Source organism: Mesorhizobium sp. HAY1-8B, assembly GCF_056868045.1.
In genome coordinates this window covers 4,954,601-4,970,599 of the sequence record NZ_CP200321.1, presented here as the reverse complement: position 1 = coordinate 4,970,599, position 15,999 = coordinate 4,954,601, and the positions used below count along the sequence as shown (strand labels likewise).

The window sequence follows — 15,999 nt, the reverse complement described above, 5'->3', positions numbered from 1 at the left end:
AGCCACATGACAGCACCCAACGATCGCGCCCGGTTCCTGATCATCGACGACCATCCGCTGTTTCGCGAGGCGCTGCACAGCGCCGTCCAGATGGCCTATCCGGAAGTCGATACGGTGGAAGCGCGCTCGATTACCGAGGCGGTGGAATTGCTGGCGGGCGCCAAGCCTTTCGACCTTGCGCTTCTCGATCTCTCAATGCCCGACGTGCACGGTTTCGAGGGCCTGCTGCAGCTCAGGACCCGCTATCCGCGCCTGCCGGTGGTGATCGTGTCGGGATATGAGGAGCCAAGGATCATTTCCGAGGCACTGTCTTATGGTGCCGCCGGCTTCATCCCGAAATCGGCCCGCAAGAGCGATCTGGCCGCTGCCATCCGCTCGGTTATGGACGGCGCGATCTATGTGCCGGAAACCTATGAGGGCCAGCCGGCGGACGCCGACAGCATCGACCGCGCCGACATGGTCCAGCGCCTCTCCAAGCTGACGCCGCAGCAACTGCGCGTGCTGCAGATGCTGCGCCAGGGCCTGCTCAACAAGCAGATCGCCTATGAGCTGCAGGTCGGCGAGACCACGGTCAAGGCGCATGTCTCGGAGATCCTGCGCAAGCTCAACGTGTATAGCCGCACGCAAGCGGTGATCGAGGTTTCGAAACTCGACAATGCGGAGCTTTTCAGGGATCAGGCGGGTTTTTGAACCTTTTCCCTGCCTATCGAGACGAGGGTATGGGCTAAGCCAACAAATGCGCCAGAAGCGCGCGCAACTGCGCCGGCTTCAGCGGCTTGCGCATCAATTCGATGCCGCCGGCCCGCGCCGCCTTGGCGACGGCTTCGGAACTGTCGGCGGTGACGATCAGCGCCGGCACGGCGCGGCCGAGATAGTCGCGGACTTCCGATATGGTTGCGGTGCCGAGATCGCCGCCATCGAGATGCTGGTCGGCAATGACGATGTCGGGCACCCAGTCGGTGTCGCCGAGCAGGTCCAGCGCATCGTCGGTCGAGGTCGCGGCCCGCACCAGGCATTGCCAGCGCTCGAGCAGGAAGGTCATGGCCTCCAGCACCTCGATGTCGTTCTCGACCAGCAGCACCTTGGTGCCGAACAGGCCGTAGCCGCGCGACCGCTCAAGGCCGGTGGCGCTGGCGATGGCGTCGGCGGGCGCCCCGATGCCGACCGGGACATCGATGTGGAAGATCGTGCCGCGCCCGACCTTCGACGAGAAAGTCACGGGGTGGCCGAGCGCGCCGGCCATGCGGCGCACGATGGCAAGTCCGAGCCCAAGGCCGCCGCCGTCGAGTTCGGCACTGGTCGGCGAAGTGCCGCGATGGAACTCCTCGAAAACCGCCTCACGCTGGTCCTCGGGAATGCCGCAGCCGGTATCGGCGACATCGATGCGGATCGTGTCGCCGCGATGCCTGGTGCCGACAAGGACGCCACCCGAGCGAGTGTAGCCCAGTGCGTTGGAAAGAATGTTCTGCAGGATGCGGCGCAGCAGCGTCCGGTCGGAGCGGACCACGGCGTTGACCGGCCGGAATTTCAGCGACAAACCCTTCATTTCCGCGACCGGCTGGAAATCCGAGCGCAGCGACGAGAACAGCGCCTCGAGGCTGACGTCGCCAATGTCGGGCTGCACCACGCCGGCGTCGAGCTTGGAAATGTCGAGCAGCGTGCGCAGCAGGTCCTCCATCGTTTCCAGCGAGCGCTCTACCTGCCGCACCAGCTTCCTGCCCTCATCGCTGGTCTGCACCTCGGCGAGCGCCGAGACGGAGAGATGGGCCGCGTTCAGCGGCTGCAGCACGTCATGGCTGGCGGCGGCGAGGAACCTTGTCTTGGACAGGTTCGCCAGTTCGGCATTTTCCTTGGCGGCGATGAGATCGATGTTGGATTGCTCGAGCCGCCGCAAGGTCGAGTGCAGCTCCTCCGTGCGCGTGCGCACGCGGTTTTCGAGCGAGATCGCGGTCTGGAACAGCGAGAAGGCATTGCCTTGCTGGTCCATCGACCGCTCGACGCGGCTGACCAGGGCGGCGTTGATCTTCTTCAGTTTTTCGAGGTCGTTTATGTCCCTGAGCGGCATCTTATTCCGCCGCTTGCCGTTCGCCGAAAGCGATGCCGGTGAAAGTCTGGTTGAGGTGCATCGACCGGTACTGCTCGCCATAGGTGCCGAAGCCGACGACGTTGTTGACCCGGTAGAGTTCCGAAATGTCACGAAAGACCTGCCGGTTGCGTGCATCGAGCCGGCGCAGCACGCAGTCGAAGCCGAGGATCATGTCGATGCCGCCAAGCCTCTCTTCGACCTCGCGCAGGGCGGCGCGTGTCGATTCCACCATATCCTTGGGCTGGGCGATCGACAGCACGACGCCGTCGTCGATGGCGCAGAAGAACGACAGCGAACCATCCGGGTGCATCTTCTGGATGGAACGGCAATAATATTCACCGCCCACCTTCACCACCACCGGATGCGAGGCGAAACTCAGCGGCGTCAACGTTTGCGCTACGATCCCGACGGAAGCGGCATATTCCTCCGCCGCATTGGTGGCGTTGAATTCGCGCACGATGCGGTGATCGGCATCGGACGCCGTCACCACCAGCTTTTCGTCGGTCGGAACGAAATTGTCGGTCTTGAAGACGTGGAACGGAATTTCCGTGGCGATCAGCATGATGATGGCGCTGTCCGAGGTGACCCTGCCGTTCGAGATCAGGCGTGTCGTCTCGAATTTCAAATCGTCGCCTGCCGAGCCGCCGAGCAGCGGTATGTCGTCAAGTCCCCAGTGGATGGCGGAGCTTACCGCTTCCTCGGCATAGGATAGCCCGTCGATGAAGCAGAGCGCGAAGGTGTTCCTGGTCTGCTCGCCGCCGAGCCGGCCGCGCAGCGTGCGCCGCAAGGCCTCGACCTCGCCGGTGATTTTGTCCATGCCCGATGTGGACAGGTTGTCGACCATGGTGCTGACCGCGGTGAACGATGCCGACGGCAGCAGCATTGCCAGCATATGGCCTTCTTCGAGCCCCTGCGGCGTGATCTCGCCGGCGGTGGAGCAGCCTGCATGATGGAGCCCCGGCGCGTGGGCCGAGAGTGCCCGCGACAGGGCGCCGGCCTCGACGAGGCTCTGGGAAAAGAACAGCAGCGCAAAGCCGGCGTTTATTGCGGCAGCCTCGGCGGCCACCGCGCGCGCGAAAACATCTGGGTTGGGCTCGTCCGTGGTCAGCGCCGACAAGCCGCATGCGTAGCGCGTCCGTGAACAGGTCAGCGGCGTTCTCCCGCACTTCCTCCGACGCTGTTTTTATGCGCGGCTATTTTACAAGCTTCTGGCGCGCGGGCGTCGAAGATATTGTTGCTTCCAATCGGCGTTTTGGCAATGGGGGCGAGAAGAGTGCGCCTTTGGCCTTGGCCATGACCCGAAAGTACAATGATCCGCCTTTTCCGTCGCGCTGTTTTTTGTGCGTTGTGCGGTGTACGAATAACGCATGGCCGAAGCGCCAGCGGCGTGTCGGCAGGTGATGACCAAGGTTGATACCCAGGGAGGGACCATGTCGGACGTTTCTTTGATGGTGAACGGGAGGCGAGTCAGCGGCGTTGCCGAGGATCGAACGCTTCTGGTCCATTTCCTGCGCGAGAATCTCGGCCTTACAGGCACTCATGTCGGGTGCGATACCTCGCAATGCGGGGCCTGCGTCGTCCATGTCGACGGCAAGGCGGTCAAGTCCTGCACCATGCTTGCGGTCCAGGCGTCCGGCTCGAGCGTTGTGACGATCGAGGGTCTCGCCAACGGCGCCGACCTGCATCCAGTGCAGGCAGCCTTCAAGGAACATCACGGGCTGCAGTGCGGTTTCTGCACGCCAGGCATGATCATGACGGCGACCGACATGATCAACCGCCACCCCGAAGGCCTCGACGAGGCGACGGTGCGGGCCGAACTGGAAGGCAACATCTGCCGGTGCACCGGCTACCACAACATCGTCAAGGCGATCCTCGCCGCATCGAAGACGATGGCGAAGGGAGCCAAGGGCAAGGCGAGGCAGGCTGCGTGAAGAGTGAGCAGTAGAGTAGTGAGTAGTCGGTTGCCGGTCTGAACCGGCGGCGATCTTCACTATTCACGCACTCGCTACCTCATACTCACCATTTCGGGAGGAATTTCTTATGGGCATTGAAGGTGTTGGCGCTCGGGTCGCGCGCAAGGAAGACAAAAGATTCATCACCGGCGCCGGCCGCTATGTCGACGACATGGTGGTTCCCGGCATGAAGCATGCGGCCTTCGTGCGCAGCCCGCACGCGCATGCGCAGATCAAGAAGATCGACGTCAAGAAGGCACAAGCCATGCCCGGCGTCATCGGGGTGCTGACCGGCAAGGAGCTCAAGGCCGATGGCATCGGCAACCTGATCTGCGGCTGGATGATCCATTCCAAGGACGGTTCGCCGATGAAGATGGGCGCATGGTCGCCGCTGGCCTTCGACAAGGTTCGCTATGTCGGCGACGCGGTCGTCATCGTCGTCGCCGAGACCAAGGGCCAGGCACGCGATGCGGCCGAAGCGGTCGAGATCACCTACAAGGAACTGAAGGCGGTTGTCGACGCCTCGAAGGCGATGGACAAGGGCGCGCCGCAGATCCACCCGGAAGCCGACAACAACCTGATCTTCGACTGGGACATCGGCAACGCCGACGAGACGGCGGCTGCCTTCAAGAAGGCATCCCATGTCGTCAAGATGGACATCATCAACAACCGGCTTGTTCCCAACGCCATGGAGCCGCGGGCGGCTCTTGGCCACTACGACAAGGCCGAGGATCACTACACCTGCTGGACCACGTCGCAGAACCCGCACGTCGCGCGGCTGGTGATGAGCGCCTTCTACAATGTCGCGCCGGAGAACAAGCTGCGTGTCATAGCTCCGGATGTCGGCGGCGGCTTTGGCTCCAAGATCTACATCTATCCCGAGGAGATCGTCTGCCTGTGGGCGTCGAAGAAGACCGGTGTGCCGGTCAAATGGGTAGCCGACCGCACGGAGAGCTTCCTCACCGACGCGCATGGCCGCGACCATCACACCCATGCCGAAATGGCCTTTGATGCGAACCACAAGATACTTGGCCTGAAGGTCGAGACCAAAGCCAATCTCGGCGCCTACATGTCGCTGTTCTCATCGGCGACGCCGACCTATCTCTACGCGACGCTGTTGTCGGGCCAGTACAACATTCCGGCGATCCACGCCAATGTGAAGGCGATCTACACCAACACCGCGCCAGTCGACGCCTATCGCGGTGCGGGGCGTCCGGAAGCGACCTTCGTCATGGAGCGCATGATGGAAACCGCCGCTCGCCAGTTCGGCGTGTCGCCGGCAGAGTTGCGGCGCAAGAATTTCGTCACCTCGTTCCCACACCAGACGCCGGTCATCATGTGCTATGACGCCGGCGACTATGCGGCTTCGCTCGATGCGGCCATGAAGGCTTCGGATTATGCCGGCTTTGCCAAGCGCAAGGCTGCTGCCGCCAAGAAGGGGCTGCTACGCGGCATCGGTATGAGTTGCTACATCGAGGCCTGCGGCATCGCGCCGTCGGCGGCGGTAGGCAGCCTTGGTGCCGGCGTCGGTCTTTGGGAATCTGCGGAGGTGCGGGTCAACGCTGTCGGCACGATCGAGGTGCTGACCGGCTCGCACAGCCATGGCCAGGGCCACGAAACGACGTTCGCGCAACTGGTCAACGAGCGTTTTGGAGTGCCGATCGATTCGGTTTCGATCGTCCACGGCGACACCGACAAGGTGCAGATGGGCATGGGTACCTACGGTTCGCGCTCGGGGGCGGTCGGCATGTCGGCCATCGTCAAGGCGCTCGACAAGGTTGAAGCCAAGGCCAAGAAGATCGCGGCTCATCTGCTCGAAGCCGACGAGGGCGATATCGTCATCGAGAATGGTGCGCTGAAGGTCGCCGGCACGGACAAGAACGTGCCATGGTTCCAGATGGCGCTCGCCGCCTACACCGCTCACAATCTGCCGGGCGGCATGGAGCCTGGCCTGAAGGAGACGGCATTCTACGATCCGTCCAATTTCACCTTCCCGGCGGGCTGCTACATCTGCGAGGTCGAGGTCGATCCGGAAACCGGCCTGACCGAGATTGTTCAATTCGTTGCCGCCGATGATTTCGGCAACATCATCAATCCGATGATCGTCGAAGGCCAGGTGCATGGCGGACTGGCGCAAGGAATCGGCCAGGCGCTGCTGGAAGGCGCCCACTATGACGCCAGCGGACAGCTGCTGACGGCGAGCTACATGGATTACACCATGCCGCGCGCCGGCGATCTGCCGTCGTTCACGGTTTCGACCTCGAACACCCCATGCCCGGGCAACCCGCTTGGGATCAAGGGCTGCGGCGAGGCCGGCGCCATCGGCTCGCCGCCGGCGGTGATCAACGCCATCACCGATGCCATCGGCATCGCCGATATCGCCATGCCGGCTTCGCCGTCCACCGTGTGGGCCGCGATCCGCGCCGCGACGAAGCACTGAGGAGGAACATCCATGTACTCGGTCAACTATCACCGTGCCGCTTCGGTCACTGAAGCCGCCAAGCTTGTGAAGAGCGGCGATGCCAAGCTTTTGTCGGGGGGCATGACCTTGATCCCCGCCATGAAGACGCGGCTGGCGGCTCCTTCGGATCTCGTCGACCTCTCGCGCATCAAGGAACTGCACGGCGTCAAGGTATCGGGCAAGACGGTCACCATCGGCGCCGCCACGACCCACTATGATGTCGCCAATGACGAGAAACTGCGGAAGGCGTGTCCGGCGCTTGCCCATCTGGCGTCGCTGATCGGCGACCCGGCGGTGCGTCACAAGGGCACGATTGGCGGCTCGATCGCCAACAACGACCCGGCGGCGGACTACCCGGCGGCCCTGCTGGCGCTGGGCGCCACCATCGCCACCAACAAACGCGAGATATCAGCCGACAAGTTCTTCAAGGGACTGTTCGAAACGGCATTGAAGGACGGCGAGATCATCGCCGCGGTCAGCTTCACCGCTCCGGCAAAGGCCGCTTACGAAAAATTCCGCAACCCGGCCTCGCGCTACGCGATCGTCGGCGTGTTTGTGGCCAAGGGCAAGGATGGCGTCAGCGTTGCCGTCACCGGCGCCGGCGACGACGGTGTCTTTCGCTCGAAGGAAATTGAGGCGGCACTTGCGAAGAATTTCGACGCCGCATCGCTTGCCGGCATCAAGGTGCCGGCCAGGAACCTGATGAGCGACATCCACGCTTCCGCCGACTATCGCGCAAATCTGATCGTGGTCATGGCCAAGCGCGCCGTCGCTGCCGCCAACGCCTGACACTGGCGCGTTTCATGGTTTCACGGAAAGGGGCCATCGCGGCCCCTTTTTCGTGGTGGCCGGTAGTGACCCACTTGATGATGGAATCAGCCGCAGCGCAACATCGCTTTGCTTGAAGCAATTCCGGGCCATACCGGCCTGGAAACCGTATCGGCGGCAATCTCGCACTTGCACAAATTTATATTGCACTGCAGTATAGGTCGGGGCGGGAATGCGAGCCGGGTTCGGAACACGTACCGCCGTGCCCTTTCGCATGCCAATGCGAAAGGATCGGCATGTCCGAAATTTCCGCGACCCATTTGGTTCCGTCCCGGGCCGTTGTAGACAGACCGGCCAGGACAAGGTTGGCCTATCTCGATGGCTGGCGCGGCCTGTCGATCGCCCTGGTCTTGATCGGCCATTTTTTCCCGGTTCCCGGAATCAACCTCGGCGTGCTCGGCGTTGAGTTCTTCTTCGTGCTCAGCGGCCGGCTGATGGCCGAGATCCTGTTCATCGAACGGTATCCGCTGAAGAAGTTCTTCAAGCGCCGTTTCTCGCGCATCTATCCGGCGCTCCTGGTCTTCGTCATCATTGCCATGATCGCGCTGTCCGGCACATTCATCGCCTTCAAATGGAAGGCGGCGCTGACGGCGCTGACATTCACCTACAACTACGCGGGAATCCTCGTCACCCGCGCCGGGGCGCTTGACCATATCTGGTCGCTCTGCGTCGAGGAGCACGCCTATGTCATCCTGGCGCTGATCAGCGCGACGGTCCTCAGCCGCGACCGCGTCCTCCCTTTGCTGGTGGCGCTGGCCTTGCTCGCCATGGCCAATGGCGCGGTGTCGTACTGGGTCTTCAATCTGGACTACGAGGCCACTTACTGGCGCACCGACGTGCACATCGCATCGATCCTGCTGTCGGCCTCTATCTGCCTGCTCAAGGCCGAGGGCAGGCTGCCGGACGTGCTGAAAGGGCCTTATGTCGCCCTGGCAGCGGCGGCTGGCGCGGTTTTCCTGTTCGTGGACGCGGTGCCGACGCCGATCCATTATCTCCTGGCTACGCCGCTGCTGGCGCTGGCCGTCAACGCGCTCGATTTCAGCAGCCGACTTTTTTCCGGTCTGCTGTCGTCCTGGCCAATGACGACATTGGGCCTGTGGTCATATTCGCTCTATCTGTGGCAGCAGCCATTCTACAAATTCGTCTATGAGCAAGGCAGCAACCCCTGGCCGATGCTGGCCGGCGCCTTTGCCTGCGCGCTCTGCAGCTACTACCTCATCGAGCGTCCGGCGCGCGAATGGCTCAATCGCAACTGGTGAGCACGGCAAGGCAGTTGCGGCGGGGGTGGACATCGTGGCTGCAGACGGCCGGCCGGATTTCGGTCGGGCGGTCAAGCGGCTCTGTTTTTCGCCATCAGATACGGCGCAGGCCGGCTTCGCCGCGCGGCGTTGTCCAGCGATGGTTCCATGCGAAGGCCGGCCGCAGCAACGGTGGGAGGAATTTGAGGATGGGCCTCTCGACCGTGACCTGCCAGGTCAGCTGAACATGGGTGCCGGCGCCTGGCGGCGACAGTTCGGCCCGCCACAATCCGTCAAAATCGCCGAAGGTCTTCACCACCACCAGGCCAGGCTCGAGTTCGGCGGCCTCGATGATGAAGTTCAGTTCATAGGGCAGGGCGCCGCGAGCACGCGCCCTTGCCCGCGAACCAACTGACGCCTTGCCCTTGGCGTCGAGCGGCACCACTTCCTTATAGTCCTCGCCCCACCACAGCGGCAGCAACTCGGCGTCGGAGAGCACGTCCCGCACTTGCCGAAGTGTGCCTTCGGGAATGTGCCAGCTTTCGTCGAAGCGGAAGACGTTGCTTGGCATCGGAACGGCTATGTTAGTTGCCGCTTCTTTATGTGGCCAGCGCTAGCGGATCAGGCGACGATCCGCCTGGCGTAATAGCGCACGGCTTTCTTGCCGCCATGGATGACCGCGTCGCCGACTTCGGCGAAACCGAGAGCGGCGTGGAAGGCATCCGACGCCGGGTTGGGCGGGTCGATGTTGACCTCGCAGGTGACCAGCCTGTAGCCGGCGCGCTCCGCATGCTCGAACAGATCCTGATAGAGCCGGCGCGCATGGCCGCGGCCCCTTGCGTGCGCCGCCACCACGACGCGGTCGACATAGATGAAGCGTTCATAGCGCTCGCGGAACCAGACGAAGTTCGGGCTGTCGTAGTTGGCTTCCTGGTCGAAGGTCATGATGAAGGCTTCGAGATCGCCGATGCGCCGCGCGTAGAATGCCTCGCCAAGCAGGAACGACAGCCGCTCGGCTTCGAGCCAGGAGAGTTCCGCCGCATGTTCGTTGTTGAGCGCCAGTATGGCCGCCTCGTCGTCCGGCGCTATGCGGTCTATCGGAGAGGTCATGCCTTGGCCGCCGCGATCGTCGCCGCCACCAGCGGTGTGTCGGTCAATGTGTTGCGGTACTCGCGATCGAGATCGGAGCCGCCCATGCCGACCTTGGGATTGCGGTAACCCATGGCGCTTGGCACATCCTTCAGCGCCGCGAAATGCATTTCGGCCAGGCCGGTCTTTTTGCGCACCTCGGCGATGTTGGCGAGATCGAGCCCGCCGCAGCCGAGGATGATTATACGGTCGCCCGCTTGCCGCACCAGATCGGCCAGCAATGGCAGGCCTTCGATCGCGGTGTCGCGCTGGCCGCTGGTCAGCACTCGGCCGACCTTGCAGCGGATCAGCGCTTCCAGCGCCTCGCTGGGATCACGGGTCATGTCGAAGGCGCGGTGGCAGGTCACATTCAGGGACCCGGCGGCCTGCGTCAGCTCGCCCATGCGCTTCTCGTCGATGGTGCCGTCGGCGTTCAGGCAGCCGAACACCACGCCGGCCGCGCCGAGATCGCGCAGCGCGGCGACGTCGGCGAGCATCGAGCCGTATTCGGTCTCGCTGTAGAGAAAATCGCCACCGCGCGGCCGCACCATGACATGAAACGGCACCGTCGCCTGGTCCAGCGCCGCGCGCACCGTGCCCAGGCTCGGCGTGATGCCGCCTTCGACCAGGCTGGCGCACAGTTCGACCCGATCGGCGCCGGCAGCCTGCGCTGCGAGCAGCCCATCAATGCCTTCGACACAGATTTCGATCAGCGGCGGGCGGGGTTGTGTGGTCAAGGGGCGATCCTGTCCATGATGGTGCGCAATGCCCTAGCACCCGGGCGGCTGACGCGAAAGCGTGAACGAAACAAGGCCATTTGGACCAGGCGCCATTTCCTTGCTTGACAGTCTTATAACTGTGTACTTATGAATATGACCCATAGCTGATGGGTTATTGATTGGTCGTCGGCGATCCGGCGGCAGCCGAAAATCTCATCGGATCGAAGCTGGATGCGGCATCCGGGCACGGCAAAACACGCCCTGTGAAACGCCTTCAATGGAGAAAGACCATGCAAGCTCGAATCACGAATCCGGTCATGCTCATCCCGGGCGCCCTGCAAGCGCTGCTGGCTCTGGACAATTCGACGGAGGCGGCCGACGTGCCTTATGTGACGCGCAAACTCATTCATCTGCGCGCCAGCCAGATCAACAATTGCGCCGTCTGCGTGGACATGCACGCGCGCGAACTGAAAAAAGCCGGTGAAAAGGACGAGCGCATCTTCGCGCTGGCGGCATGGCGGGAGACGCCGTACTTCACCGATGCCGAACGGGCGGCCCTGGCACTAGCCGAGGCAGGCACAAGGCTCGCCGACCGCCCCGACGCCGTGCCGGACGATGTCTGGGACGAAGCCGCCAGGCACTATGATGAAAAGGCGCTAGCCGCCTTGGTTGTCCAGATCGCCTTGATCAATGCCTTCAATCGGCTGAACGCGACGACCCGACAGAGGGTCGGAGCCTGGGGCTGAGCACTCGTTGAAACGCTTGAGGTGTCCGCGACGGCGCGGGAAGGCGGATTGCTTTGCGCTTGGGCATAGGCGGCTACTGCCGCAATTCCGTATTCTTGGCGCCTTCCTCGACCTGATCGATCACCAGGAGCTTGACCGGGCCATCGCCGATATTGGTGGCTTGATGCCACTGCCCGATCATTTCGACGATGAAATCGCCTGTCTTGTAGGTGTTGCTGTTGCCTGTCTCGACATTGGTGACCTTCAGCGTTCCGGCCTCGACATAGGCGTAACGCGGGAAGGGGTGCCGGTGCACCGGCAAGGTCGCGCCCGGCGCGATATCATAGGTCGACACCAGCACCTGCACGTTCTTTTGCGGCAGCGTGATCGGCTGGCCGGACGCGGTTGTCGTGCGCGATGCAAGCGGTGTCACAACGACAGGCGTGCCGCTGCTGTCGAGTGCGAGAGCGCAATTCGCATAAAGTACGGCTGCGGTCAGCAGTACCGATACCAGGATTTTCCGCATGATTCCTCCCTGAACCGACGCATCTATCGCGCGGCGGACAACCGCGCGCAAGCGCCGCCAGGCGTTGGCGGATATTTCCGGACCGGACTGTTGGAAATGCTGGCGCGCCGGAGCCGACGAAGCAGCGAATTACGAGCCGGCTACCGACGACATCGAGCCGCGCTGTTGAAGACGCGCAGAGAAGACACGTCTAGAAGACACAAAGCGGATCGCCATCGTCAGCCGCCGAAAAGGATCACCGTATCTTGCCGTTCAAGGCCTCCCGCAGGGCGAAGACGCGCGTGACCTCAGCCATGTTTTCCGTGCCCCAGGTGCAGAGCGGCACGAGGGCCTCGGCCAGGCTGAGGCCGAGCGGGGTGAGACTGTAATCCACCCGAGGAGGGATCTCCTTGTAGTCGGTCCGCTTCACGAGACCGTCGGTCTCCAGCTCCTTGAGCTGCTGGATCAGCATCTTGTCGCTGACGTCGCGCACGGCCCGTCGCAACTCGCCATAGCGGGTGGGGCCACCCTGGGCGAGGAAGTAGAGGATTAGCGGCTTCCACTTGCCCGCGATGACTCGCAGGGTGGCGTCGAGGCCGCAGGTGAAGCCTGGCAATGTCGGCGTGCAATTCTGGGCCGACGGGGGGATCTGGGTCGGCGACGAGGTTGGGTCTGAGCCATCTAACGACATTTCATGGCACTTACCAAAAGGTGCATACTTGTCAATAGGTGGGTAGGTCGCCAAGTCTGTGCAACCTCAATGAAGGAGCACATCATGAGCAGACTACAGGGTAAGACGGCAGTGGTGACGGGCGGCGGCAGTGGCATCGGATTCGGGGCCGCCAAACGGTTCGTCGATGAAGGCGCATTCGTCTACATCTTCGGGCGGCGGCAGAAGACGCTCGACGCGGCCCTGGAGCAGCTAGGCCCCAATGCGCGGGCGGTGGGCGGGTCCGTAACCGATCCAGCCGACCTCGATCGGTTGTACGAGACGGTGAAGGCGGAGCGGGGCGGGCTGGACATCCTGCTCGCCAACGCCGGGACCGGAGCGTTCGCGCCACTCGGCGAGATCACGACAGAACACTACGACCAGATCTTCGATCTGAATGTAAAGGGACTGGTTTTCACGGTGCAGAAGGCTTTGCCGCTGATGGGCGAGGGGGCGTCGATCATCCTGACAGGTTCCAGCACGGGCGTGATGGGGACGCCGGCGTTCAGCATCTACAGCGCAACGAAGGCGGCTGTCCGCAATCTGGCGCGTAGCTGGGCGCTGGATCTCAAGGGCACGGGCATCCGCGTCAACGTCCTGTCGCCGGGACCGACCACAACGGAGCTGGCACTGGAAGTGCTGGGCGACGAAGGCATAGCCGCGCTCGGGGCCAGCACGGTCCTCGGGCGGATGGGAGATCCGTCGGAGACCGGCGCCGTGGCCGCCTTTCTTGCGTCCTCGGACAGCAGCTTCATGACCGGCGGCGAGGTGTTCGTCGACGGAGGGTTGGCGCAAGTCTGAGGCGGCTGAGCGCGAGGGCTTCGATGACCGGGATCGAAGCCCTCGATGCGCCACGTGGGGCTTGTCTCGACGGGAATGGCGCCTGGGCATGCCGCCGGCCAGGACAAGACCGGTTACAGGTCCGATTTGCAGCAATCGACAATCGTTGCCCCTGGCGCAAACCCGACAACTGCATCAACTCGCGACACGCCGCGACGGTTCAATCCCTTGGCGGGATCGCGCGCTGGCGAGGCTGGCGGAGGCCTAATGCCTCATTTGAGGATGAAGTAGAGCGGGACGAGAATCGCGAATGCCGCGACAGCGGCAAGAAACAGGTCTGTGGTCATGAGCCCCCGCTCGGAATTCCATGACCATCTCCCACATCAATTTGGCTCAAATGCAAGGCGTCACATCGTCCCGATAGGAACGGAAGCGGGGGTTCGAAGTTTACTGATCGCTAATGCGACCTTGCGCGGAGGCGGCAAATGAAAACGGCGGTTGGGCCCGATACAGTCGACGTGGCCATGGCGGTCGAGACGATGCTGGGTGGACATGACTTCCAATCCATGGCCGAGTTTATCGAATTGCTTCGCCAAAGGACGGGAACGGAACGTTCTGACGCGGATCTGAAAGCTCTGGTCTTGAAGAAGGCGGCAGTGCTTGGTGTCGCTATACAGTGAGACGTCCGACGTTCGGGTAACGGTGAGTACCCTGAAAACTGGTCGATTATCTCACGCGGACACTGGATTGTTGCCCCGAACGTTGCCCAAGGCAGAGCTTGGCACTGTTGTGCGCGCCAAAATAATCACAAGTGCATGGAATGATTGGCTCCCCGGGCCGGATTCGAACCAGCGACCAACCGGTTAACAGCCGGTTGCTCTACCACTGAGCTACCGGGGAACGGAGGCTCTTTCAGCAAGTGGCGCAGCCTATAGCAAACCCCTTTCGGCTTTGCAAAGAAGCATTTCGTATTTTTCCGAGACTTTTTCGCGTGGCGGTTTCTCGCAATCGACGGTGTCCGCCCTCATATTAGCCGTCTTGGCGACGGGCGCGGAACCGATAGGGCGGTCGCGGCTTTCGTAAACTGACATTATCGAGCCACCAGATGGGCAGCCATTCGCGATGACGGCAGCAGACGAAAACCGGATACCGGCACGAAAGATCTCGATTTTCGGGCGCGAGTTCACCATGCCGCAATCGCGGGGCCTCAGAATCACGATCGGTATTCTTTTGACCATGGGCGGCATTGTCGGGTTTCTGCCGATTCTTGGCTTCTGGATGGTTCCGATCGGACTGCTGGTGCTTTCTTATGAATTCGCCATGGTGCGGCGCCATCGCCGTCGCCTTGTCGTCTGGTGGGAGCGGCGGCGGCGGCGGCCGGACTGAACGACGGCCACCAAGCCGCGTCCTTGACCGGGCCGGCCTGCCGGCGCGTCATGTCCTTGTCCGGGTTTCGGATTTTCGCGAATCCGCTTGCCGGTCCGCACTTCTTTCCAGGTCCTCGCGGATTTCCCTGAGAATGGCGGCGGCCGAGGCGAGGCGGGCGCGGTCACGTGGTGAAAGCTTGGCGGCGCCGTCTATCGCAAGGCAGTCGATGGCATGCCGCAGCAACTCCTCGCATCCCGATCGCGACAAGCCGTCCCAGACGTCCATTGCGTTGTTCGGGCTTGCAGGCCGTATGGAGCAGTCCTCCCGTTTCTCAACGGCGGCCGGGGCGTGGAGTTTCGGGTGATCTGCTGTTATACCTAATGCCGTGCTAATATGCGTCGCGATCACCGTGGCCGCGACGCTCGATGTTTGGGGGTAAGGATTCATTCAGAGGAAACCGCGAGGAATGCATGGAGGCCGCTTGACGCCATTTTCGCCGCAACCTATTGGAACCGGGTGGAACGCCGGGAGCAATGAGGCCTCGTGGCGGAGTGGTTACGCAGAGGACTGCAAATCCTTGCACCCCGGTTCGATTCCGGGCGAGGCCTCCAATGCCCCAGGCTCCCGCGCACACGTGCCGGGGCCTGAAGTTCCAGTCGAAATGAGCCGCGTTTTTGACGCGGCAAGCGGATTGGTTGGAACATGAGCGCTGATTTCTCCGAGCTTCGCGTCAAGATGGTCGACGGTCAGGTTCGCACCACCGACGTGACCAGCGCCCCGTTACTGGAAGCCTTGCTTTCCGTGCCGCGAGAGCTCTTCGTCGGCGAACGCCAGCGCGATCTCGCCTATATCGATGAGGACATTCGCATCGGCGGCGGCGCCGATGGCGCGCGCTATCTCATGGAAGCATCACCGCTGGCCAAGCTGATGCAACTGGCCGAGATCAACCCGACCGATTCGGCGCTCGATGTCGGCAGCGGCAGCGGCTACGCCTCGGCCATCCTGTCGCGCCTGGCGAAATCCGTCGTGGCGCTCGAAAGCGATTCGGTACTGGCGCAAAGCGCGGCGTCGACTCTTTCGAGCCTGGGCTGCGGCAATGTGACCGTGGTCCAGGGCGCGCTGGCGCAAGGTCATGCGGCCAAGGCACCCTATGACGTCATCTTCATCGGCGGCAGTGTCGAGAAAGTGCCGGCGCCGCTGCTCGATCAGCTCGCCGATGGCGGCCGACTCGTCGCGGTCGAAGGGCAGGGTAATTCCGGCGTGGCGCGACTTTTTTTCAAGGCTGGGGGGGTTGTAACCGGGAGACGGGCATTTAATGCGGCAATTAAGCCACTACCCGGATTCGAACGTGAGCATGCTTTCGAATTCTGAATGATTTGGCCTTGCAGCAGAAGCTTTGTCATGGTCGCTTGCATTTGAACGATCGTTGCTGATCCCGGACTGGGGGCACTTTGGGACCGAGCGACAGGGAACATCGAAACACGTCACTCCGGCTACTCT

Annotated in this window: 17 protein-coding genes and 2 tRNA genes; 11 read left to right on the top strand and 8 right to left on the bottom strand. The window is 62.6% G+C overall.

All coding sequences use genetic code 11. The annotated features are described in order from the left end of the window. Positions 1-6: 6 nt before the first annotated feature. Positions 7-690, top strand: a complete 684-nt coding sequence (locus AC1VON_RS23845) for a response regulator (RefSeq protein ID WP_140773104.1) — start codon at positions 7-9, stop codon at positions 688-690. Between the two features lie 34 nt (positions 691-724). Here the strand turns inward: AC1VON_RS23845 and AC1VON_RS23840 are convergent, their stop codons facing one another. Together AC1VON_RS23840 and AC1VON_RS23835 are read right to left on the bottom strand one after the other, a co-directional pair. Further along, positions 725-2,065, bottom strand: coding sequence for a hybrid sensor histidine kinase/response regulator (locus AC1VON_RS23840; protein WP_172350149.1), 1,341 nt, complete (start codon positions 2,063-2,065; stop codon positions 725-727). Position 2,066: 1 nt separating this feature from the next. Beyond that, the gene (locus tag AC1VON_RS23835) at positions 2,067-3,203 is read right to left on the bottom strand and encodes an FIST signal transduction protein (protein WP_172350150.1); all 1,137 of its coding nucleotides are present in this window, start codon (positions 3,201-3,203) and stop codon (positions 2,067-2,069) included. A gap of 313 nt (positions 3,204-3,516) precedes the next feature. Here AC1VON_RS23835 and AC1VON_RS23830 point away from each other — a divergent pair, with 313 nt between their 5' ends. The 4 genes from AC1VON_RS23830 to AC1VON_RS23815 all read left to right on the top strand — a co-directional run bounded on the left by AC1VON_RS23830 (position 3,517) and on the right by AC1VON_RS23815 (position 8,586). Continuing rightward, positions 3,517-4,017 (top strand): (2Fe-2S)-binding protein, encoded by a 501-nt coding sequence (locus tag AC1VON_RS23830; protein ID WP_483125063.1) that lies wholly within the window; start codon positions 3,517-3,519, stop codon positions 4,015-4,017. Between the two features lie 109 nt (positions 4,018-4,126). Further along, a complete protein-coding gene (locus AC1VON_RS23825; RefSeq protein ID WP_140773107.1) occupies positions 4,127-6,478 on the top strand; it encodes a xanthine dehydrogenase family protein molybdopterin-binding subunit in 2,352 nt (783 codons plus the stop codon). A 12-nt stretch (positions 6,479-6,490) separates the two neighbouring features. Beyond that, the gene (locus AC1VON_RS23820; protein WP_483125062.1) at positions 6,491-7,288 is read left to right on the top strand and encodes an FAD binding domain-containing protein; all 798 of its coding nucleotides are present in this window, start codon (positions 6,491-6,493) and stop codon (positions 7,286-7,288) included. Positions 7,289-7,563: 275 nt separating this feature from the next. Then, positions 7,564-8,586: an acyltransferase family protein gene (locus tag AC1VON_RS23815; RefSeq protein ID WP_483125061.1), complete on the top strand. Its 1,023-nt coding sequence runs from the start codon at positions 7,564-7,566 to the stop codon at positions 8,584-8,586. 94 nt (positions 8,587-8,680) lie between these two features. Here AC1VON_RS23815 and AC1VON_RS23810 read toward each other — a convergent pair whose 3' ends face one another. The 3 genes from AC1VON_RS23810 to AC1VON_RS23800 are packed head-to-tail and all read right to left on the bottom strand — an operon-like array spanning position 8,681 to position 10,430. After that, on the bottom strand, positions 8,681-9,136 hold the full coding sequence (locus AC1VON_RS23810; RefSeq protein WP_483125060.1) for an SRPBCC family protein: 456 nt from the start codon (positions 9,134-9,136) through the stop codon (positions 8,681-8,683). Between the two features lie 50 nt (positions 9,137-9,186). Beyond that, positions 9,187-9,675, bottom strand: a complete 489-nt coding sequence (locus AC1VON_RS23805; protein ID WP_483125059.1) for a GNAT family N-acetyltransferase — start codon at positions 9,673-9,675, stop codon at positions 9,187-9,189. Beyond that, positions 9,672-10,430, bottom strand: coding sequence for a copper homeostasis protein CutC (locus AC1VON_RS23800; RefSeq protein ID WP_483125058.1), 759 nt, complete (start codon positions 10,428-10,430; stop codon positions 9,672-9,674). Before AC1VON_RS23800 ends, AC1VON_RS23805 begins: the two co-directional genes overlap by 4 nt. A 272-nt stretch (positions 10,431-10,702) precedes the next feature. Here AC1VON_RS23800 and AC1VON_RS23795 point away from each other — a divergent pair, with 272 nt between their 5' ends. Then, entirely contained in the window at positions 10,703-11,158 is a 456-nt protein-coding gene (locus AC1VON_RS23795; RefSeq protein WP_483126368.1) for a carboxymuconolactone decarboxylase family protein, read from the top strand. A 73-nt stretch (positions 11,159-11,231) separates the two neighbouring features. Here the strand turns inward: AC1VON_RS23795 and AC1VON_RS23790 are convergent, their stop codons facing one another. Both AC1VON_RS23790 and AC1VON_RS23785 read right to left on the bottom strand, forming a co-directional pair. Next, the gene (locus AC1VON_RS23790; RefSeq protein WP_483125057.1) at positions 11,232-11,663 is read right to left on the bottom strand and encodes a cupin domain-containing protein; all 432 of its coding nucleotides are present in this window, start codon (positions 11,661-11,663) and stop codon (positions 11,232-11,234) included. 235 nt (positions 11,664-11,898) lie between these two features. Next, entirely contained in the window at positions 11,899-12,258 is a 360-nt protein-coding gene (locus AC1VON_RS23785) for a winged helix-turn-helix transcriptional regulator (protein WP_246741025.1), read from the bottom strand. 159 nt (positions 12,259-12,417) lie between these two features. On the opposite strand from AC1VON_RS23785, the gene AC1VON_RS23780 reads away from it, so the two are divergent. Next, positions 12,418-13,152 (top strand): SDR family NAD(P)-dependent oxidoreductase, encoded by a 735-nt coding sequence (locus tag AC1VON_RS23780; protein WP_172350160.1) that lies wholly within the window; start codon positions 12,418-12,420, stop codon positions 13,150-13,152. Positions 13,153-13,616: 464 nt separating this feature from the next. Then, positions 13,617-13,811 carry a hypothetical protein gene (locus AC1VON_RS23775; protein WP_483125056.1) on the top strand — a complete coding sequence of 65 codons (195 nt, stop codon included), beginning with the start codon at positions 13,617-13,619 and terminating at the stop codon, positions 13,809-13,811. 145 nt (positions 13,812-13,956) lie between these two features. Here the strand turns inward: AC1VON_RS23775 and AC1VON_RS23770 are convergent. Further along, positions 13,957-14,031, bottom strand: a tRNA-Asn gene (locus AC1VON_RS23770). Positions 14,032-14,253: 222 nt separating this feature from the next. Here AC1VON_RS23770 and AC1VON_RS23765 point away from each other — a divergent pair. From AC1VON_RS23765 to AC1VON_RS23755, 3 genes are all read left to right on the top strand, one after another. Next, on the top strand, positions 14,254-14,517 hold the full coding sequence (locus tag AC1VON_RS23765; RefSeq protein WP_483125055.1) for a hypothetical protein: 264 nt from the start codon (positions 14,254-14,256) through the stop codon (positions 14,515-14,517). 519 nt (positions 14,518-15,036) lie between these two features. Continuing rightward, positions 15,037-15,110: transfer RNA gene (locus AC1VON_RS23760), tRNA-Cys, on the top strand. Positions 15,111-15,201: 91 nt separating this feature from the next. Continuing rightward, a complete protein-coding gene (locus tag AC1VON_RS23755) occupies positions 15,202-15,870 on the top strand; it encodes a protein-L-isoaspartate O-methyltransferase family protein (RefSeq protein ID WP_483125054.1) in 669 nt (222 codons plus the stop codon). Positions 15,871-15,999: the final 129 nt, after the last annotated feature.